Source organism: Providencia sp. PROV210 (assembly GCF_028479445.1).
GTDB classification, from domain to species: Bacteria; Pseudomonadota; Gammaproteobacteria; order Enterobacterales; family Enterobacteriaceae; genus Providencia; species Providencia rustigianii.
Genome location: NZ_JAMPNQ010000007.1, coordinates 21290 through 42079 on the forward strand (window position 1 = coordinate 21290; position 20790 = coordinate 42079).

The 20790-nt window shown below is 40.7% G+C and carries 19 protein-coding genes; 4 read left to right on the forward strand and 15 right to left on the reverse strand.

Annotation, left to right across the window (positions count from 1 at the left end; all coding sequences use genetic code 11):
- Nucleotides 1-288: 288 nt before the first annotated feature.
- The 12 genes from csrA to gpt form a co-directional block, all read right to left on the reverse strand.
- On the reverse strand, nucleotides 289-474 hold the full coding sequence (gene csrA / locus PR761_RS06980) for a carbon storage regulator CsrA (protein WP_004264815.1): 186 nt from the start codon (nucleotides 472-474) through the stop codon (nucleotides 289-291).
- 228 nt (nucleotides 475-702) lie between these two features.
- Nucleotides 703-3330: an alanine--tRNA ligase gene (gene alaS, locus PR761_RS06985; RefSeq protein WP_154611265.1), complete on the reverse strand. Its 2628-nt coding sequence runs from the start codon at nucleotides 3328-3330 to the stop codon at nucleotides 703-705.
- 325 nt (nucleotides 3331-3655) lie between these two features.
- Nucleotides 3656-4723, reverse strand: a complete 1068-nt coding sequence (recA, locus tag PR761_RS06990) for a recombinase RecA (protein ID WP_006815611.1) — start codon at nucleotides 4721-4723, stop codon at nucleotides 3656-3658.
- Nucleotides 4724-4815: 92 nt separating this feature from the next.
- Nucleotides 4816-5331: a nicotinamide-nucleotide amidase gene (gene pncC, locus PR761_RS06995; protein ID WP_006815612.1), complete on the reverse strand. Its 516-nt coding sequence runs from the start codon at nucleotides 5329-5331 to the stop codon at nucleotides 4816-4818.
- Between the two features lie 14 nt (nucleotides 5332-5345).
- Nucleotides 5346-6548 (reverse strand): lysophospholipid transporter LplT, encoded by a 1203-nt coding sequence (gene lplT, locus PR761_RS07000; protein WP_112836331.1) that lies wholly within the window; start codon nucleotides 6546-6548, stop codon nucleotides 5346-5348.
- A gap of 1 nt (nucleotide 6549) precedes the next feature.
- Nucleotides 6550-8697 (reverse strand): bifunctional acyl-ACP--phospholipid O-acyltransferase/long-chain-fatty-acid--ACP ligase, encoded by a 2148-nt coding sequence (gene aas, locus PR761_RS07005; protein ID WP_115164038.1) that lies wholly within the window; start codon nucleotides 8695-8697, stop codon nucleotides 6550-6552.
- Nucleotides 8698-8823: 126 nt separating this feature from the next.
- On the reverse strand, nucleotides 8824-9321 hold the full coding sequence (gene aroL, locus PR761_RS07010) for a shikimate kinase AroL (RefSeq protein ID WP_112837532.1): 498 nt from the start codon (nucleotides 9319-9321) through the stop codon (nucleotides 8824-8826).
- Nucleotides 9322-9453: 132 nt separating this feature from the next.
- Complete coding sequence (proA, locus tag PR761_RS07015; RefSeq protein ID WP_006815616.1) at nucleotides 9454-10707, reverse strand: glutamate-5-semialdehyde dehydrogenase; 1254 nt, start codon at nucleotides 10705-10707, stop codon at nucleotides 9454-9456.
- A gap of 2 nt (nucleotides 10708-10709) precedes the next feature.
- The gene (gene proB, locus PR761_RS07020; protein ID WP_039855654.1) at nucleotides 10710-11813 is read right to left on the reverse strand and encodes a glutamate 5-kinase; all 1104 of its coding nucleotides are present in this window, start codon (nucleotides 11811-11813) and stop codon (nucleotides 10710-10712) included.
- A gap of 115 nt (nucleotides 11814-11928) precedes the next feature.
- The gene (crl, locus tag PR761_RS07025; RefSeq protein ID WP_039855545.1) at nucleotides 11929-12330 is read right to left on the reverse strand and encodes a sigma factor-binding protein Crl; all 402 of its coding nucleotides are present in this window, start codon (nucleotides 12328-12330) and stop codon (nucleotides 11929-11931) included.
- Nucleotides 12331-12401: 71 nt separating this feature from the next.
- Complete coding sequence (gene frsA, locus PR761_RS07030; RefSeq protein ID WP_039855547.1) at nucleotides 12402-13652, reverse strand: esterase FrsA; 1251 nt, start codon at nucleotides 13650-13652, stop codon at nucleotides 12402-12404.
- A 161-nt stretch (nucleotides 13653-13813) separates the two neighbouring features.
- Nucleotides 13814-14278 (reverse strand): xanthine phosphoribosyltransferase, encoded by a 465-nt coding sequence (gene gpt, locus PR761_RS07035; protein ID WP_006815620.1) that lies wholly within the window; start codon nucleotides 14276-14278, stop codon nucleotides 13814-13816.
- Nucleotides 14279-14587: 309 nt separating this feature from the next.
- Here gpt and pepD point away from each other — a divergent pair, with 309 nt between their 5' ends.
- Entirely contained in the window at nucleotides 14588-16048 is a 1461-nt protein-coding gene (gene pepD / locus PR761_RS07040) for a beta-Ala-His dipeptidase (protein WP_126436448.1), read from the forward strand.
- A gap of 50 nt (nucleotides 16049-16098) precedes the next feature.
- Here the strand turns inward: pepD and dinB are convergent, their stop codons facing one another.
- Nucleotides 16099-17154 carry a DNA polymerase IV gene (gene dinB, locus PR761_RS07045; RefSeq protein ID WP_154611264.1) on the reverse strand — a complete coding sequence of 352 codons (1056 nt, stop codon included), beginning with the start codon at nucleotides 17152-17154 and terminating at the stop codon, nucleotides 16099-16101.
- Nucleotides 17155-17459: 305 nt separating this feature from the next.
- On the opposite strand from dinB, the gene PR761_RS07050 reads away from it, so the two are divergent.
- The 3 genes from PR761_RS07050 to PR761_RS07060 all read left to right on the forward strand — a co-directional run bounded on the left by PR761_RS07050 (nucleotide 17460) and on the right by PR761_RS07060 (nucleotide 19283).
- Nucleotides 17460-18356 (forward strand): glycerophosphodiester phosphodiesterase family protein, encoded by an 897-nt coding sequence (locus PR761_RS07050; protein ID WP_112836325.1) that lies wholly within the window; start codon nucleotides 17460-17462, stop codon nucleotides 18354-18356.
- Between the two features lie 175 nt (nucleotides 18357-18531).
- Nucleotides 18532-18891, forward strand: coding sequence for a hypothetical protein (locus PR761_RS07055; RefSeq protein ID WP_006815624.1), 360 nt, complete (start codon nucleotides 18532-18534; stop codon nucleotides 18889-18891).
- Between the two features lie 23 nt (nucleotides 18892-18914).
- Entirely contained in the window at nucleotides 18915-19283 is a 369-nt protein-coding gene (locus PR761_RS07060) for a hypothetical protein (protein ID WP_006815625.1), read from the forward strand.
- A gap of 137 nt (nucleotides 19284-19420) precedes the next feature.
- On the opposite strand, the gene nqrM is transcribed toward PR761_RS07060, so the two are convergent.
- Complete coding sequence (nqrM, locus tag PR761_RS07065; RefSeq protein WP_006815626.1) at nucleotides 19421-19648, reverse strand: (Na+)-NQR maturation NqrM; 228 nt, start codon at nucleotides 19646-19648, stop codon at nucleotides 19421-19423.
- A gap of 16 nt (nucleotides 19649-19664) precedes the next feature.
- Complete coding sequence (locus PR761_RS07070; protein ID WP_006815627.1) at nucleotides 19665-20696, reverse strand: FAD:protein FMN transferase; 1032 nt, start codon at nucleotides 20694-20696, stop codon at nucleotides 19665-19667.
- Nucleotides 20697-20790: the final 94 nt, after the last annotated feature.

The following is a 20790-nucleotide window of genomic DNA, read 5'->3' on the forward strand; positions in this document are numbered from 1 at the left end:
ATTAGTTTAACACCGAAAAAGCCATATTTCTGTGCTTTCCTAAAGAATTTTATCAACCAAAGTTACATCAAAAAAATGGGTAATATTGACTTCAAAACCATAACATATTGGTTAACTGTAGAAAAATAATACAGAATAAAAATAACAAATGAGAAAAGGAATGTACCTTTAGTACCATTATTCTTAATTAAACAGATAGGAATAAGAAATTTTCGAGGTTTTTAAAGGGGAATAGAAGACAAGCGCCCATTATTGCTGTGTGATCACTCACTGGACGCTTATTCATTATTATTGATTGTCTGGTTGAGTCTTTTCGGCCTGGATCCGTTGATAAATTTCTTCACGGTGAACAGAAACCTCTTTTGGGGCATTAACACCAATACGAACTTGGTTGCCTTTTACTCCCAATACAGTCACTGTTACCTCATCGCCTATCATGAGTGTTTCACCAACTCGACGAGTCAGAATAAGCATTCTTTGCTCCTTGAAATATTAAAAGAGTCGGGTCTCTAGGTATCCCCCGCTATTGTCCATCACACACCGTGAAAACGTAAAGCAATGATATTCACCTAAAGCATTGATGCCATCAAGGCAATAATTCTAGTTATTTACAAGCAAAATATAACACTACCGGCAACATATTAACAATGTTGCAACAGATTAAAGTTGCCTCACATCAAGCAAGGCAACCTCAATAAGCGCTTACAGTTTCGAATCAACCCATTGTTCAACACTTGCCATCGCTGTAGGTAATGCTTTTACATCACTACCGCCAGCCATTGCCATATCAGGTCGCCCGCCGCCTTTACCGCCAACTTGCTGAGCAACATAAGATACTAAATCACCTGCTTTAATTTTAGCAGTCAAATCATTAGTCACACCAACAATTATACTGACTTTATCACCACTCGTGGTTGAAAGCACGATAATCGCAGACTTCAGCTGATTTTTTAAATCATCAACCATTGTTCTCAATAATTTAGGATCTGTATCATTTAATTGGCTAACTAATAGCTTGATACCTTTGACATCTTTTGCTTTGCTACCCAATGATGCACTCTCTTGAGAAGCTTGCTGATCTTTCAATTGCAGAATCTCTTTTTCAAGATTACGCAATTTATCCAATGCTGCTTTTACTTTCTCAACAAGGCTATTCGCATCACCCTTTAATAAATGGGCAATTGCAGAAAGTTGCTCAGATTGAGCATGAAGATGCTCAATAGCTGTTGCGCCTGTTGTCGCTTCAATTCGGCGAACACCGGCAGCAGTGCCTGACTCACTGAGAATACTGAATAAACCGATATCTCCAGTACGGCTAGCGTGAGTACCACCACATAATTCGATGGAGAAATCCCCCATACTCAGAACACGTACGCGCTCTTCATATTTTTCACCGAATAATGCCATAGCACCTTTCGCTTTCGCGCCCTCTAAATCCATCAATTCAGTTTCAATTTCTGAGTTTTGGCGAATTTGTGCGTTCACAATATCTTCGACTTGGCGTAGCTGCTGCTGTGTCAGGGCTTCAAAATGAGAGAAGTCAAAACGTAGATATTTGTCATTAACCAATGAGCCTTTCTGAGAAACATGCTCACCAAGTATTTGGCGTAGCGCCGCATGTAATAAGTGAGTGGCTGAGTGATTCAGACGAATAGCATTACGTCTTTCGCTATTAACTCTCGCTGAGATACGGTGGTTAACAACCAAAGAACCTGATTCCACTTTTCCAACATGACCAATTGCTTGACCATACTTTTGAGTATCCAAAACGACAAAGTTGCCACTTTCATTCGTTAGCACACCTGTATCACCAACTTGACCGCCTGACTCTGCATAGAATGCAGTTTTATCAAGGATAACTAGCCCTTCTTCACCCGCGTTTAGTGCGTCAACAGGTTGGCCATCTTTATACAGTGCAGTGATAGTCGCTTGCTGTTCATCATGTTGATAACCAGAGAACTCGCTACGCTTATCAACTTTGATCAGGGCATTATAGTCAGCGCTAAAACCACTGGATTCTCTCGCACGGCGACGTTGGTCTTCCATTGCACGCTCAAAGCCTTCTTCATCCACTTTGATATTACGCTCACGACAAACGTCAGCAGTTAAATCCAGTGGGAATCCGTAGGTATCATATAAGCGGAAAGCAGTTTCGCCTTCTAGAGTGTCACCTTTCAGTGATGCCAGCTCGTCATCTAATAATTGTAAGCCGCGCTCTAAAGTACGCGCAAATTGCTCTTCTTCAGTTTTTAGAACTTTCTCAACCATCGCTTGCTGGCGCTGCAACTCATCTGCCGCGGTACCCATCACTTTGATTAAAGTAGGAACTAATTTGTAGAAGAATGTATCTTTAGCACCCAGCATATAACCGTGCCGTACAGCACGACGGATAATGCGGCGTAATACATAACCACGGCCTTCATTTGATGGAATTACACCATCACTAATTAAAAAAGCACATGAGCGAATATGGTCAGCGATAACACGTAGAGACTTGTTAGATAAGTCGGTCGCGCCAGTTGCTTCTGCTGCTGCTGCAATCAGTTCACGGAAAATGTCGATGTCATAGTTAGAATTGACATGTTGTAGAACCGCAGAAATACGCTCCAGACCCATTCCTGTATCTACAGATGGTTTTGGTAACGGTTCCATAGTCCCGTCGGATTGACGGTTGAATTGCATGAAAACAAGGTTCCAGATTTCAATATAGCGGTCGCCATCTTCTTCTGGTGTTCCTGGAGGTCCCCCCCAGATATGATCCCCATGATCATAAAAAATTTCGGTGCACGGACCACAAGGACCAGTATCCCCCATCTGCCAGAAGTTATCAGATGCGTAAGGAGCCCCTTTGTTGTCACCAATACGGATGATACGCTCTGCTGGAACGCCGATCTCTTTGTTCCAAATGTCATAAGCTTCATCATCAGTGGCGTATACAGTTACCCACAGTCTTTCTTTTGGTAGGTTAAACCATTGTTCGCTAGTTAATAATTCCCAAGCAAATCGAATAGCATCGTGTTTAAAATAATCACCGAAGCTAAAGTTTCCTAACATTTCAAAGAATGTGTGGTGACGAGCTGTATAACCCACATTTTCTAAGTCGTTATGTTTACCACCTGCACGCACACAACGTTGTGCGGTTGTCGCTCGGGAATATGCTCTTTTATCCAGACCAAGAAATACATCTTTGAACTGGTTCATCCCTGCGTTAGTGAACAATAGTGTTGGGTCATTGTTTGGTACTAGCGAACTGCTGGCTACCACCTGATGACCTTTCGTATGGAAAAAGTCGAGAAACGCTTGACGGATCTCAGCGGTGCTTTTACTCATATTTATCCCGATATCAAGCTGGAAACAGAATTACGAATTGTTGAGATGGAATGTAACATCACCTCTAATCAACTCTCCGATTAAAAAGTGACTGATAAGATAAAGTCTCTTTGTGTAGAAGTAAAATATAGATACATCCATTCGTGGCTTTCATTGTAAAGCGTCTGAATATTTTCTGAAAGTATGTTTATACTTCTCTCTAGGGTATTTTTCCACAAAAAAACTGTTCAAGAAACTATTATTATGATAGCTAAAAATAAAAAAACGCCATCCTATACAGAATGACGTTTATATTTTTCTTTATTTTCAAGAAACTAACTAAAGATTAAAACTCTTCAGGTGTTTCCTCTACATCAGAATCACTGACAAAGTCTGTTGTTGTATTGCTAAGTTCACCAGTATGGCTCAATAACATTTCACGCAGTTTTGTATCAATTTCTTTGGCAACATCTGGATGCTCTTTCAAATAGGTCGTTGAATTAGCTTTACCTTGACCAATCTTGTCGCCATTGTAGCTATACCAAGCACCGGCTTTCTCAATAAGCTTATGTTTAACACCAAGATCGATTAACTCACCAAAGGTATTGATACCTTCACCATAAAGAATTTGGAATTCAGCTTGTTTAAATGGCGCAGCAACTTTGTTTTTCACGACTTTAACGCGAGTTTCGCTACCAACAATTTCTTCACCGTTTTTAACTGCACCAATACGACGAATATCTAAGCGAACAGAAGCGTAAAACTTCAGTGCGTTACCACCAGTGGTGGTCTCTGGGTTACCAAACATCACACCAATTTTCATACGAATTTGGTTGATAAAGATCAGTAAGGTATTTGAGTTTTTCAGGTTACCAGCAAGCTTACGCATTGCTTGGCTCATCATACGAGCCGCTAGACCCATATGAGAATCACCGATTTCACCTTCAATTTCAGCTTTAGGTGTTAAAGCTGCAACTGAGTCAACAATGATAACATCAACAGCACCAGAGCGAGTCAGTGCGTCACAGATTTCTAATGCTTGTTCACCCGTATCTGGCTGAGAACACAGCAGGTTATCAATATCTACACCAAGCTTTTTAGCATAAACAGGATCAAGGGCATGTTCTGCATCAATAAACGCACATGTTTTACCGCTGCGTTGTGCAGAAGCGATCACTTGTAAAGTCAGTGTAGTTTTACCTGAGGATTCAGGACCGTAGATTTCAACAATACGTCCTAATGGCAAGCCACCAGCACCCAAAGCGACGTCAAGAGATAAAGATCCCGTTGAGATAGTTTCAACGTCCATAGTACGGTCTTCACCAAGACGCATAATGGAGCCTTTACCAAACTGCTTTTCAATTTGACCGAGTGCCGCTGCAAGCGCTTTTTGTTTGTTTTCATCAATAGCCATGTTGACTCCTTCAGGCAATGGTCTTGACCATTGCGAATAAAACGATTGAATTCGATTTGTTGAAATCAAGTATACTGTATAATCATACAGTATCAAGAAAATTTTTCAGTTATTAGCTGCAAAAGCATTTGAAGTGCATAACCCGTTGATTGTAAACGAACTTGATTTCTATCACCGCCAAATATTTGGTGGCTTGTGACCACATCAACAGAATTATCAGCCCGTTTTAAGGCAAAACCAAACCATACTGTACCCACAGGTTTTTCATCACTTCCGCCGCCAGGACCTGCAATGCCACTGACTGACATAGAAAAATCTGCATTAGCCTCACTGAGGGCCCCTAATGCCATTTCCTGAACGACTTGCTGACTCACAGCACCAAACGTGTTTAATGAAGATTCTTTAACACCAATCATTTGATGTTTAGCTTCATTACTGTAAGTCACAAAACCACGGTAAAAATAAGCTGAGCTACCAGAAATATCAGTCAGAACTTTCGCAATCCAACCACCTGTGCAGGATTCCGCCGCTGTCACTGTTTTACCTTGTTTTAGTAAATATTCGCCTAGCTGAATACTTAATATTTCGAGCTGTTTCTCATCTATCATTTGGTTATTCACTATTATGCTGTTTTCTTACGAGCGCGATCCCAAATCCATAATCCCGCAATACCTATTGCGAATACCACACCAAAACCAATGCCTACGCCTACTACAGAGAATCCGACCTTAATAGCGAGTGAATATAACCCTAGCATTAATAACATTGCACTATTTTCGCCAAGGTTTTGCACAGCTATCGCGTTCCCTGCGCCAACGGTTTCTTTACCTTTTTCCTGTAAAAGAGCATTCAGTGGCACAACAAATAAGCCCCCAAAAATCCCTAACACCATCAGGATAAAATAGGATGGAATAATATTAGTTTGTAATGAGAGTAATACCACCATCACCCCAATAACAATACCCGCAGGAATACAACGATATACCGTTTTTAAAGTGATAAATTTGGCGGCTAAACCAGCACCAACAACAATCCCTACAGCCACCATCGCATTCAAAATGGTTGGCGTTGTATTATCTTGTAAACCGAGCGCTACGGGTACCCATGCCACTAATAAAAAGCGCAAAGTAACCCCCGCGCCCCAAAACATACTCGTTCCCACTAAAGAAAATCGGCTTTCTTGATTTGCCCATAAAACTCGGCAAGCGGTGAAAAAATCACTAAGTAATAATTTAAAATTCCAACCTTTTGCAGGCCTTGCCGCCACAAGATGCGGAATAAAGAAGTTTACGCCAACCGCCAACGCATACAACACAGTACAAGTACCAAGTGCTAATAATAAGTTGATATCCGACAGCATCCCCCCAACTACGGATCCTACTAAAATCGCAGCAATCGTCGAGGCCTCCATTAATCCGTTCGCTTTAACAAGGTTTTCTCCCCCCGTAAGCTCACCTAAAATTCCGTATTTTGCAGGTGAATAAGATGCAGCACCAATGCCGACTAACCCATAACATAAGAATGGATTAAGCCCTAAGCAGATCCCGAGTGCGCCAATAAATTTAAATATATTGGAAAATAGCATTACGCGACCTTTGGAGAATCGATCAGCAATTTGCCCCACAAAAGGAGCCAAAATAATATAGGTAAATACAAATACCATTTGCAGAATTGGGTGGCTCCATTCTGGATAAAACTCCGCTTTTAGCTGGGCTAATATTGCAAAAAGTAAAGCATTATCAGCAAATGCAGACAGGAATTGGGATGCCAAGACAGCTTTCATTCCAGTACTCATTAATGGCGTATTCGGTGCGCTATCCTGCATACTAATCCCCTTTCAATGCCATTTGTTTCAGAGTAACAAAGTCTGTTTTACCGCTTCCTAGCACGGGCAATTCTTTCACCCAACGAATATCTCGAGGAACAGCCAGTTCCGTTAAACCTTTTGCTTTTGCTGCCGCAGAAAGCGCACTACGATCCAGTTCTTTATCCGTAGTGAATAGCACCAGCGCTTCACCTTTGCTACTGTCTGGTTTGGTGACCACGCCATGGTCACTTTGCGGGGAAACTTCAGTCACCATTTGTTCAATACTTTCCAGAGAAACCATTTCACCCGCTAATTTAGCAAAACGTTTCACGCGCCCTTTAATCGTACAGAAGTTTTTATTATCAAGTTCGACGATATCCCCAGTGTCATACCAACCGTCTTCGATTTCTCCTTGAGCATTTTCTGCTTTAGGTACCTCAAGGATACCAGGGGCTTCTACACGCAAATACCCTTTCATAATATTCGGGCCTTTCAGCTGTAATTTCCCTCCGTGCTCAATCCCCGGAAGCGAAATCAGACGCGCTTCCATACACGGTAAAATTTGCCCTACAGAACCCTCTTTTGCAGCCATTGGTACATTGATAGACACAATTGGCGCACATTCAGTAACGCCATAACCTTCAAGAATTCGAATACCAAATTTTTCATACCAAATCTTCTTGGTTTTATCTGATAGCTTTTCCGCTCCAGCAACTACATAACGAACTCGAGCAAAATCATATGGATGCGCAAATCGCGCATAATTACCTAAGAATGTTGATGTTCCAAATAACACGGTACAATTTCGGTCATAAACCAATTCAGGAATAATTCGATAATGCAGAGGGCTTGGATATAGGAATACACGACTCCCCGAAAATAGAGGAATAAACAGCCCTACCGTTAGACCAAATGCATGAAATAGGGGCAATGAGGACATAAAGCGGTCGCGCGGAGTAAAATCAGCAATAGTTTTAATTTGCTCGACGTTTGCCATTAAGCTGCCATGACTATGCACCACACCTTTAGGCGTTCCTTCAGAGCCAGAAGTAAATAATACAATAGCCTCATCATCGATATTACGAGGAACAATCGCCTTACGCGGGGAGAATAAGTGTTTCACAATCCATAATTTATCTTGGAAAGTAACGGTATCTTTTAAATCCTCAAGATAAATCCACGTTGCTTCAGGAACTTGTTCAGGAATATGGGTTAATTTACCTTTTTCGAGAAATTGTCTGGAGGTAAAGACTACTTTTGCTGTTGATGCTTTAAGTGCATTGCTAATTCCATGGCTACCCGCTGTATAGTTCAGCATTGCAGGAACACGGCCTCGCATTAACGCACCGAAAATAGCCGCAGCGGTTACTGTTGTGTTCGGTAATAAAATGCCAATTCGCTCATTTTCATGAGTATAACGCTCGATAATCCGCCCGACGCCTAGGGATTTTTTTAGTAGCCCTTGGTAGGTATCTTCTTTAAATGAGATATCTTCAATGCAAGGGGAACGACGACCGTAACGTTCGATACTGTCAAGGAACGCTTCCACCAATGTCATTGGTTGGCGAGATGCCATACGCGCTGATTTCATGATTTGATACAGATGCTCACCCGCTAAAGCACGGCGCTCTACCGCACGAGGCGCTTCTGGCATAGGAATAGATTCAGCAGGTAGAATATGCAGTGTGATTTTGGGAAACCACTTTAATGGTATGATACCTTTCAGGCGACCTAAGTGGCTACGTTCTGGACCATCGATTCGGATAGGGACAACTTTTGCGCCAGACTTAGCCGCAATAAAGGCAGCCCCTTCATAAATTTTCATTAATGAGCCATGAACAGATATTCTCCCTTCAGGGAAAATGACGATCGGGCGCCCTTTATCAACTTCTCTGACAAGGTGCCTTAAACCTAAAGGGTTTTTAGGATCGAGAGCCACAACATCCGCATACGGCTTGAGCCGCTTGATCATCTTTGGTGTTGCCACCGTGCTGTACATAGCAAAGACGGGCTTCACCGGCAAAAATAGTGCAATTAATACACCATCAAGGAAAGAAACATGGTTAGGCGTAATTATGCATTTGTCTTGATTGAATTCTTTCGCATCGCCAATAACTTCGACGCGAAATAAAAATCGAAGTACTTTTTTAATTATTTTTGCCAACATAATGATTCTCTTTATTATGGTGATTGTTTTATTTATTAACTAACAATTAGATACTGCAATAATTATGTCGCGGTCATTCCGTAGCATTAAGCGGTTTATTCCTAAAGCGCTCGATATAGCCAATAATTATGTCAAATTTGCGATCTGGCTAATAATAGCATCAATAGACTGATTGGCATCAATAACGTGATGGGCTGTTGACAGATAAATGGGATCCCTCTGCTCCATGACTTCTGCAATTTCTTCAAGCAATGATTTCCCCGTTAAGCTTGGTCGCTGCTCAGCTTGCGGTTCAGCTGCGAGTCGCCTAGCGAGAATCTCTGGCGTCGAATGCAAATAAATAACGACACCATTATCACGCATCACTTGCTGGTTTTCAGGAGCCAAAATAATTCCGCCACCTGTAGAAACAATCGCATCTTGAGATTGAATTGATTTCAAAACATCGCTTTCAAGATGGCGAAAATAATCCCATCCGTGCTGTTCAACAATTTCAGCAATACTCATTCCCGCTTGTTCAACAATACATTTGTCTGTATCAATAAATTGGTATCCCGTTTTTTCTGCGAGTCTTTTACCAATTGTTGTTTTTCCCGAGCCTCTTGGACCAATAATGTAAAACATCGATATCATCCCATTATCATGATTACTATTATAAATTAGCTGCACTCATGCTTCTTGAAGGTAAGCCAAAATGGCAAACAATATAAAAAATAAAGCCACAACACTGTGTGGCTTACAATTATCATGTCTCAATTAAGGTCGACTTAAAAAATCGCCATAACCAATCCATTTATAGGTAGTCAGTGCATCCAGACCCATAGGCCCGCGAGAATGTAATTTTTGAGTACTTACGGCTACTTCCGCGCCCAATCCAAATTGACCACCATCAGTAAAGCGAGTGCTCGCATTGACATACACTGCCGCTGAATCCACACGTTTAACAAAATCGTCTGCTAGAGAAATAGACTCTGTCAAAATTGCATCTGAATGCGCAGTACCATATTGGCGAATATGATCAATTGCTTCATCGATACCTGAAACAATTTCTACATTCAGATCCAGTGACAGCCATTCATCAACCAATTCTTCAGCTTTTACAGGCACAACTTTTGCTGCACCTTTTTCAAGAAATGGCATGGCTTTCTCGCTCGCATGTAACGTCACTTTCTGTTGTGCCATTTTTTCACTCAAGCGAGGTAAGAAATCTGCAGCAATGTTTTCATGCACTAAAAGCGTTTCAAGCGAGTTACATGCGCTTGGGCGCTGAACTTTTGCATTGGTAATCACACTGAGTGCTTTATCAAAATCAATAGATTCATCCACAAAGGTATGACAAACACCGATTCCTCCTGTGATTACAGGAATAGTCGATTGTTCACGGCACAGTTTATGTAAACCAGCGCCCCCACGCGGAATAAGCATATCAACATAACGATCCAGTTTGAGCAACTGTGTGACTAACTCACGATCTGGATTATTGATTGCCTGAACTGCATCAGCAGGTAACCCACTGTTTTTTAATGCTTGCTGAATAACATTTACCACGGCAAGATTGGTATTATGTGTTTCTTTACCGCCTCTGAGGATCACGGCATTTCCCGTTTTTAAGCATAGGGATGCCACATCGACAGTGACATTAGGACGTGCCTCATAAATCACGCCAATAACCCCAAGAGGTACACGACGACGTTGTAAACTCAAGCCACTGTCAAGCTCGCTACCATCCAATACCTGACCAACCGGATCGGCTAATTGGCACACTTTTCTGACATCATCAGCAATGTTTTTTAGACGAGCTTCAGTTAGCAGTAAACGGTCTTGTAAAGCCTCACTCATGCCACTTTGTTTAGCTTGAGCCATATCTTGTTGGTTAGCCGCTAGGATCACCGCACTTTCTTGTTCTAACAGATCCGCAATTTGCTCAAGTGCTGTATTTTTTTGTTTTGTATTTAGTTGAGCCAGTTGCCATGACGCAGTACGCGCCGCTTTACCCATTTTCTCTAACATAATTAACTCACTATCATATCGTCGCGATGAACCGCGACAGAACCGTGTTCATAGCCAAGGATTTTACTAATTTCTTGAGAGTGATGACCAGCAATCATCCTTAATGCATCACTATTATAGTGACTCACTCCGTGGGCTAGATCTTTACCTGCCATATTGCGAATACGGATTACTGCACCACGAGAAAAATCACCCTCGATTTTTTTTATGCCTTTTGGCAATAACGAACTACCTTTTTCTACGATAGCCAGTTGCGCCCCATCATCAATATAGATATCTCCTGCAGCTGGTGCACCAAAAATCCAACGCTTACGATTTTCCATTGGGTTTTTCTGCCCATAAAAACGTGTGCCTACAGGAATATTTTCGATCACTGAGTTGATCACATCGGGTTTATTGCCCGCAGCAATAATGACATCAATCCCGGCTCTACCCGCCACATCTGCAGCTTGTAGTTTAGTTGCCATCCCCCCCGTTCCTAATCCAGTGACGCTATCCCCAGCCATCCGGCGTAAATCATCATTGATACCATGTACTTCTGGAATGAGTTTCGCATCCGGATTACTGCGAGGATCTGCATCATACAGGCCTTCGATATCTGTCAGTAATAACAATTTATCTGCATCCCCAAGGATAGCGGCTAAAGCAGATAAGTTGTCATTATCTCCAACTTTGATTTCTGCTGTTGCAACCGCATCATTTTCGTTAATAACAGGAATAATCCCGTTATCTAACAAAGCTTGAAGTGTGTCTCTAGCATTCAAAAAACGTTCACGGTCTTCTAAATCAGCGCGAGTTAATAACATTTGGCCGATATGAATTCCATAAATGGAAAATAGCCGTTCCCATAGTTGGATCAAACGACTTTGACCGACCGCCGCTAGCAACTGCTTAGATGCAATGGTAGCCGGCAATTCGGGGTAATTAAGATGTTCACGACCAGCAGCAATGGCGCCAGAGGTGACAATAATAATACGGTGACCTTTTTCATACTGCTGCGCACACTGTCTTACCAGCTCAACAATATGAGCTTGATTTAAACGACGTGAGCCCCCTGTTAATACACTAGTGCCAAGTTTAACCACTAGCGTTTGGCTATTTTTCATCATTTTTCTGCCATTAGGATTAATAAATACAACGTAGCTATCAGTTTTATCAGGAGAAGCGCGTTATGCCAACAGGCATAACGCAAAATTAAACAAAAGTTGGCTTAAAACAATTTTATGCGCTTAATTCCAGTTTTAATTCTGTCATTAAAGGGGATGGGTATAAGGTTAATTCAAGCTCTGATAATCTTTGAGAAAGACTTTTATGAAACGAAACGAGATTTTTTTCTACGGCTTTCGTTGTCTCTGAATTCTTTAGCGTTTTTGCCTGCCAATTTCCCTGATTATCATACATCCCAAGATGATAGGCGAATTCAAATCCTTCATGGGTAGATACCAACTCTAACCACCACCCCCAAAACTCACGTTTCTCTGGTGCGATATTCGCATTCACACAAACCACGAGACTATCGAAAAAATAGCAATCTTTAAGAGATTGTTTCTCTCGTAAATAAGGACCTATTGCAGCAAATTTCTTTAAATATTTTCCATTCGAGTAATCAGTCGGTAAAGCCATATTAAGGATCTCCTTCTTGGGAAGATCCCTTTTTAACAAATGTTAAAAAATAAGCAAGTTATTCAATAGAATTATAATATTTTACTTTCTAACCATTTTGTCGTTTCAGACATAGAACGCTCGAAAGCCTCGAAAACAGGGCTATTAGGCAATACTAATAAATGACTATCCATAGATGATCGAATAATTAAATCAGAATCAGCTTTCGGGCTATAAGGATCATCTTTGAAACAAACGGACATCATAGGTACTCGATTACGACGCCCTAATAGACCTTGAGTTTTTAACGAATAGCAACTTAGCTCATGGCGTAATGATTGCCCATCAACTTGAAAAATGCCTAATCGACTCGCAAAAACATCCAAAACCATACGAGGGATATTTTTTTGGTATTTTTCTTCGTGTAATAAACTATGAACAATAGGGCCAATGGTTGCCACTGCTTTAATTTTATCAGGGCACATATATGCCAACCTGATAGCAATATTCGCTCCAAACCGAATTCCCGTTATCCCAAACCGTGTATGGTCAATCCATGGGATAGTGTCGAGCTGGCGAACGATCTGCTCATGCAGAGTACTGGTTTCTTGGGATAGATTGTACTTAATAGAATAACCAATAGATGGCATATCCAATGTTAACATTGCGATACCCAGAGGTTCTAAATAGTCACGAAAATAGCGGCTATAGTCAATCTGTAAGCTATCAAGCATCCCACAAACCATGACGGTAGGGTATGGCCCTTGCACTCCAGATGGAATATGTAGGAAACCACAAACTTCTTTTCCCCCATCAACCTTGAATGCAATTTTCTTGAGCTGATAGTCAGAGAATTTCGCAGCGCTATCGTATGCTTTGCAAGCGAGTAATATGGCTTGGTCTGCTAGCTCATCCCCTTTAATAAATGGATAGGCGGCAATACTATATAAATTAGCAGCGTGTAACCAAGCTTCACTCGCTTTATCACCTTTTTCATATTTCAATGCTTTTTGCTGCCAATGCATTGCTTGCGTTGACCATTCAAAACACCAATTACCTCGGCGATTACCAATGATGGTATCTAACCACTCATCACTGCTACGTTTTGCATCAGCCACCGCTATCCGGCTGAGAACCTCTTCAATTTCAATGGCATCAATTCCACGCCAAATCCATAGAAGACGGTTAATCATGCGATACCAATGGGTGTGCTGGGAGCCACTTAATACACTATGGTCTTTGAATTGCGACAGTGTATGGGAGGAATAGGAAACTAATGTCGAGGTTTCGACTTGTCTAACTCTAGGTTTAAACAGTTTTTCGGATAAATTTTGTTGAGTCATTTTGCTTCCCTAATCTTACCAATCAATCTGCCACATAAAAAACAAAGGGGAGTGCATTTGCACTCCCCTATATCATATCGTGTTTTGTTCAAATCATTTAGGTATTAATGTGTTGTTTATCATAAATAAACACTCACTAATCTTTGAACAACACAACCAGATTATTTATCTTGTTCACACAGAGGCTCAATGAAAACAACCCCCATATCCCAAGGCTGTTCAATCCATGTGTTTTGTGGAATATCAACCACATAGTCATCAACTAATGGACGACCTGCTGGTTTAGCAAAGATGGTGACAAAATGAGCTTTCGGATACATATCTCGAATCGCTTGTGCCGTACCGCCAGTATCAACTAAATCATCGATAACGATAAAGCCTTCACCATCACCTTCTGCACGCTTAATCACTTGCATTTCGCGCTGATTATTATGGTCGTAGCTAGAGATACAAACGGTGTCAACATGACGAATACCCAGCTCACGCGCCAATAATGCGCCTGGGACTAAACCACCACGGCTTACTGCGATGATGCCAGTCCATTGTTTTGCTGGTAATAAACGTTGTGCGAGTTTACGGGCATGTATTTGCAACATATCCCACGTTACGACATATTTTTCGCTCATAAAATTCGGGTCCCGACTTGAGTAAAACAGAAATGTGTCTTGCGGAAAAAAGGTTGCGCGAGATTATAGTGATTCGACGCAGGAAAAACCAGCAAAACCATCCCTCAGAATGAATTATTCTTATTAGCACTCTCCATTATTCGATAGAAAGTGGTATGCTGATTCAATACATAAAACCGCTTAAAACTTGAGTTTTCACACTTAAGTACAATACAAAATTCAACCGTGAACTTCGCCAGTTGATTGTTTGGGTGTTCGTAAACTCTACAGCTTGAAATATGGCGGGGAAAAAGATCTAAGGAGAAAACAGTGTCACAACTCGCTACACTAAAACCACAACCGCTGTGGGATATTTTCGCTAAAATCTGTTCCATCCCTCACCCTTCTAAACACGAAGAAGCCTTAGCTGCTCATATTATTGAGTGGTCACAAGGTAAAGGTCTTCACGTTGAGCGTGACCAAGTTGGAAATATTCTAATTCGTAAGCCAGCAACTCCAGGCTATGAAAACCGCAAGCCAGTTGTATTGCAAGCTCACTTAGATATGGTGCCACAGAAAAATAACGACACTGAACACGACTTTACTAAAGATCCTATCCGTCCTTATATCAACGGCGAGTGGGTGACTGCGGAAGGTACAACTTTAGGTGCGGATAATGGTATCGGTATGGCATCAGCGATTGCCGTATTAGCTGATGAAAGCGTTGAACATGGTCCACTGGAAGTCTTACTAACCATGACAGAAGAAACCGGAATGGACGGTGCTTTTGGCTTACAACCTAACTGGCTACAAGCTGATATTCTAATCAATACTGACTCAGAAGAAGAAGGCGAGATCTACATGGGTTGTGCGGGTGGCGTAGACTTCACTGCAACATTTGATTTAACCCGTGAAGCTTTACCTCAAGGTTATAAAACGTTCACCATGACGTTAAAAGGACTCAAAGGTGGTCACTCTGGTGGAGATATTCACTTAGGTTTAGGAAACGCTAACAAGCTATTAGCTCGTTTCTTAGCTGGTCATGCTGAAGAATTAAACTTAAAACTGTTGGAATTCACTGGCGGTACTCTGCGTAATGCTATCCCTCGTGAAGGTCATGCTACCATTGCAGTACCAGCGGATAAAGTTGCTGAATTAACGGCATTAAGAACTCGCTACGAAGGTATTCTGAAAAATGAATTGGCTGCTGTAGAACCTAACTTAGTTTTAGTTTTAGAAGAAACTTCCAGTGCGTTAAAAGCACTAACTGATGATTGCCAACAACGTTTGGTTTTCTTCCTAAACTCAGCACCAAGCGGCGTAATCCGTATGAGTGATGTTGTCAAAGGGGTTGTAGAAACTTCGCTGAATGAAGGCGTCGTGAAAATGACGGAAGATAAAGCTGAAGTGATCTTCTTAGTTCGTTCCCTGATCGATACAGGTAAAAACTACGTTGTGAACATGCTGACCTCTTTAAGTAAGTTAGCAAAAGCTCAGTTCCGCGCAGAAGGTGGATACCCTGGATGGCAGCCAGATGCTGACTCGCCAGTCATGCATATTGTGAGTGATACTTACCAAAAATTGTTCGGTAAAACACCCAATATCATGGTTATCCATGCGGGTCTTGAGTGTGGTTTGTTCAAAAAACCTTACCCACTAATGGACATGGTTTCTATTGGACCAACTATCCGCGGTGCTCACTCACCAGACGAACGTGTACATATCGAAAGCGTAGGTCAATACTGGACGTTGTTAACCGCGATCCTCAAAGCGATCCCCGTTAAAAACTAACCCGTATTCAACGAAATTTGGGGTCATCGGCATATGACCCCATTTTTTGTTCACAATATCAAAGACAGCTGTCTCTCTAACTGAGGATTCTGAAGCGATACATGTAAGCCAACCAGCCTGACACCTCGCCCTAATCGCCTATTGTCCCAAGCCTGTTTTGCTAACTGAATGAGATCTTGTTTATTAATGATGGGATACACATGTTCCTGGGTCGTTTGTTGAAAATCTTCAAATTTCAACTTTACGCCTTGCCGAGCAATTCGCAGGTCTGGCTTAATTTTTTCTAAGCGAAAATAGAGCTCATCGTACAAGGTATCTAATAGTGGCAAACACTCTTCCCAATGATGAATATCTTTTGCTAATGTACGCTCAACCCCCACAGATTTACGAATCCTTTCTGGATTAATAGGGCGATCATCAACGCCATGGCTGCGCTCCCATAGAGCCTGACCAAATTTCCCCATACTTTTAATCAACGACAACATGTCATACTTTTGCACATCTGCGCAGGTTAATAGCCCCATATCCGCGAGTTTTTGAGCTGTGACTTTCCCCACCCCTGGGATTTTCTTTAAGGGAAGAGAAGCAACAAATGAAGGTAGCTCTTGAGGAGTAATAACATATTGTCCATTGGGCTTATTCAAATCCGATGCAATTTTAGCTAGAAACTTAATTGGCGCTATTCCTGCTGATGCAGTGAGTTGTAGCTCATCAAATATTTGTTGACGGATTGCCTCGGCAATTAATGTGGCCGAGCCATGAAGCTGTAAACAATCCGTCACATCTAAATAGGCTTCATCCAAAGATAGCGGTTCGATTAAATCTGTATAACGGGAAAATATTTGACGAATATGAATCGAGGTTTCTTTATAAACCGCCATTCTACCGGGCACTACTTTAAGATGAGGACAAAGCTTTAGAGCCATTCCCGTAGACATAGCACTATGCACCCCATAACGACGCGCTTCATAGTTTGCTGTACTAATCACACCTCGACGATCTGCACTCCCACCTACAGCAAGGGGAACATGGCGCAGCTCAGGATTATCACGCATTTCTATCGCAGCAAAAAAGCAGTCCATATCAATATGAATAATTTTACGCATGATAGATGCCCTACCCACCAAAAATAACTGTTTAAATATACAGTTATTTTATTAGCCATGCAATGAGTTCTGAAAATACCATTTTGAAGATGACAATAATTATAAATGTAATAACACAACTTCCACTCACAACTTATTCATCTGATTGAAATAAATTTCTGAGACACTGCTAATGAGCCTAAATACTCAAAGTTACTCCTAATTTGCCGGCTCGCTACTTACAAAGTCTACTAAAAACATTAAAACAGGTATTCATTTAATTTCTCTCTAGTTTCTTGAATTCACTATTTTTATGGATAATACACATGCCAATGATATCAACATCAATATTCAAAAAATCTACTGTTATCGGATTACTACTTTTGGCTAGCCAATCAGCCTTTGCCTTAACACCACACATTGTTGCCCATCGTGCAGGAACAGCAGATGCGCCAGAAAACACCCTCTATGCTATCGAGTTAGCAAAGAAAAATAATGCCGATGCGATTTGGTTAACGGTTCAATTAAGCCAAGATAATCAGCTGGTGCTTTATCGCCCAAGTGATTTAGATGCACTAACAGATAAGAACGGTATGGTTTCAAATTACACCGCTAAACAGCTGAGCCAAATTAATGCGGCCTATAAGTTTAATCAAAAGAATAACGCGAAATTACCTGCTCGCCAAACCACGATTACTACATTAGAAAACGTATTATCCCAATATCCTGACACGACTTTTTATATTGATTTAAAGTCCCCCGATGCGAACCCAGAAACTCAAGCTCAAGCAATTCTAGCGTTGTTAAACAAGACTAAAGCTTTTAATCAGGTACGTTTCTATTCCACTAATGATTCATTTTTGAAAGCACTGAAACCGCTTTCATCCCAAACTCAGCTCTTTGAAAGTCGCGATGAAACTCGCACTATGTTAGCCAATAGCGTAATGAGCCACCAATGCTCGGTAGAAAATGATAAATCAGCAACTCGTTGGTATGGCTTTGAACTACATCGCAAAGTCGAAGTTGTCGAGAAATATACGTTAGGTGAAGCCCGCTCTCCTGCGACTTTATCGTGGGATAAAGAAGCGATTGATTGCTTTAGAAAAAATGGTAACGCTTATATTATTGTCTTTGGCGTAAATAATGAAAGTGACTACCAGCTTGCTAAAGATATTGGCGCTGATGCGGTGATGGTTGATTCCCCTAAAGCCTTTAAAAAGTAATCTTATTTTTAAGCTACTTATTTGGCACCATATGATGTCCATTTTAAGTAGCTTAATTTATTTCTATTAGCCCCTCTCTTTTCATTAATCAATAACATTCAATATTAATTACACTATCAATTTAAAATGCCATGATATTTAAAATCCAAATATTCACAGAGGAAAAAATTTGGCTATGTCAAAAGGTATCTTATCAATTGAGAACATGTGGAATGAAGATATAAAAAAAGTAGAAATTATTTTTCAAAATAATGCAAATGAGTATGAAAGTGCATTTATTTCTTATAATTTAAAAGATAAACAAATACTTACTGATATATTTGAATTTCAATTTTCTGTCACAGAAATGAGCAATTGGAAAGGGAAAATCATAACGAAGAGTGGAGAAACTTGGGATAGTGGCGATTTTTTATCATGTAAAATTAATGAACGAGATAATGGTAAAGTCAAAATTAGTTTTAATGGTAACGTGAAGAGCTTATTTGTTAATTACCCTGTCTCTATTTCATGCTCTAAAAAAATGCAATTAATTTAACCATAGCAACGAGAGGAAATAAAATGACAATCGAACGTTGCCATATAACATTTGAAAATTTTTGGGGAGAAGACTTAAATAAGGTTAGAATCATTCATGATATTTCAGATTTGCATTCTCCTGTTCAAGGTATGTACCTATATAATGTAAAAAATCTGTCTACTACCCCTGATGCATTATCCTTTTTTTATCGCGTTGAAGATCCCCATCACTGGATAGTTGAATTTGTTACCCAGTCTGGTAAGCACTGGAGATCTTCCGTTAACTTTACCTGCCAAATAAAGCCTGAAGATAATCATCAAGTCATATTGGGTATTAATGGTGAATCTAAACGTTTATATGCAGCATTCCCGGCATCAAGCTCCTGCTCAACTGAATTATTTGTAGTCTGATGAATCTAAGTAGTAAAAATGTTGTTTTAGTCACCGAGCTTTTTCACACAAAAATGCACTTTCTTTTATAACAAAAAACCTTAGTCAGATGATATCCATCATGACTAAGGCTGAAGATAAAATAGTCAGTTTAAAAATCAAATAATTCGATTTTTCTCTAACATTTTTTTACGGGCTTCTTCACGTGCCATACGTTTTTTACGGGCATCACAAGGCTCAGGGCAGTCACAAACCTTTTCAACACCAATACTGCTTAAACCACCGCAGCTTCCTTGAATACTTTTACGCTTAATAATGTATCCAAGAGACATACCCAAAAATGCCAACAAAAATAAGGCAAAGGTTGCCAGAAAAACATTCAGCATTCCTTTATTCTCCTATTTACTGCTTCTTCTGTAAAAATGGTTCGAATGCCTTAGTGTAACGCTCTTCGAAACCTTTATCTGTCTTCACTATCATAAAAACAGGAACATTCATTTTTTCTGCTAGTGCTAGACCAGCTTCAGGACCCAGTACATTCAAACCTGTCGATAAACCATCAGCCGTCATGCAATCGTCAGCCAGTACAGTAATAGAAACTAGCTTATGAGAAATAGGTTTACCTGTTTTAGGGTCGATAGTATGAGAAAAATGCACACCATCTTGCTCAAAATAATTACGATAATCACCCGAAGTCGCGATAGATAAATCACCCGGTTCGATAATTTCTTGAGCAGTTTGGCTCACACCATCCGTTGCCGGTTTTTCAATCGCGATACGCCATGGAGCATCCTTACCATTCTTACCTTTAGTTCGGACCTCACCACCAATATCAACCATATAATTATTAATATTAAGAGATTCCAAGTACTCAGCAACGACATCAACACCATAGCCTTTTGCGATGGAAGAGAGATCGACATAAAGCTCAGGGATAGTTTTAATCAGGTTGTTATCTTGTACTGCAAGCTTATCAATACCTATCCATGCACGACGTTTAGCCAAATCTTCGTCTGTCGGAGCTTTAGTCACTCGACCTTCAGGACCAAATCCCCAAAGATTAACCAGAGGCCCAACAGTCACATCTAATGAACCATCCGTTAATTTGTTAATTTCAATCGCTTTGCTAACAACTTTTGCTGTTGCCGCAGAGACCGGGAAAGGAACATTCACTTCAGTAGATTGATTAAAGCGACTTAATTCCGAGCCCGGACGATAAGTAGACATTTGGTCATTAACTTCTTCCAAACGTTTATCAATTTCAGTTTGAATCACTTCAGGTGTCGGCTCTGAAGAGTCAGTTACATATTTAACAGAATAATAGGTACCCATGGTTTGTCCCTGAAGATTTTGTTGCTCAGGTCCACCACAGGCTGCAAGAAAGAGAGTGGCTGCGAATAACAGCACAGGGGCAATTACTTTTCTGTTTAGCATAAATTTTCTCAGCGTTAATTGTAAGCGCCACTAGAGAGGTGCTGAGACTTCCAAAAAACTCAACATGTCACAAACCTAGAGAATACTCACGTTT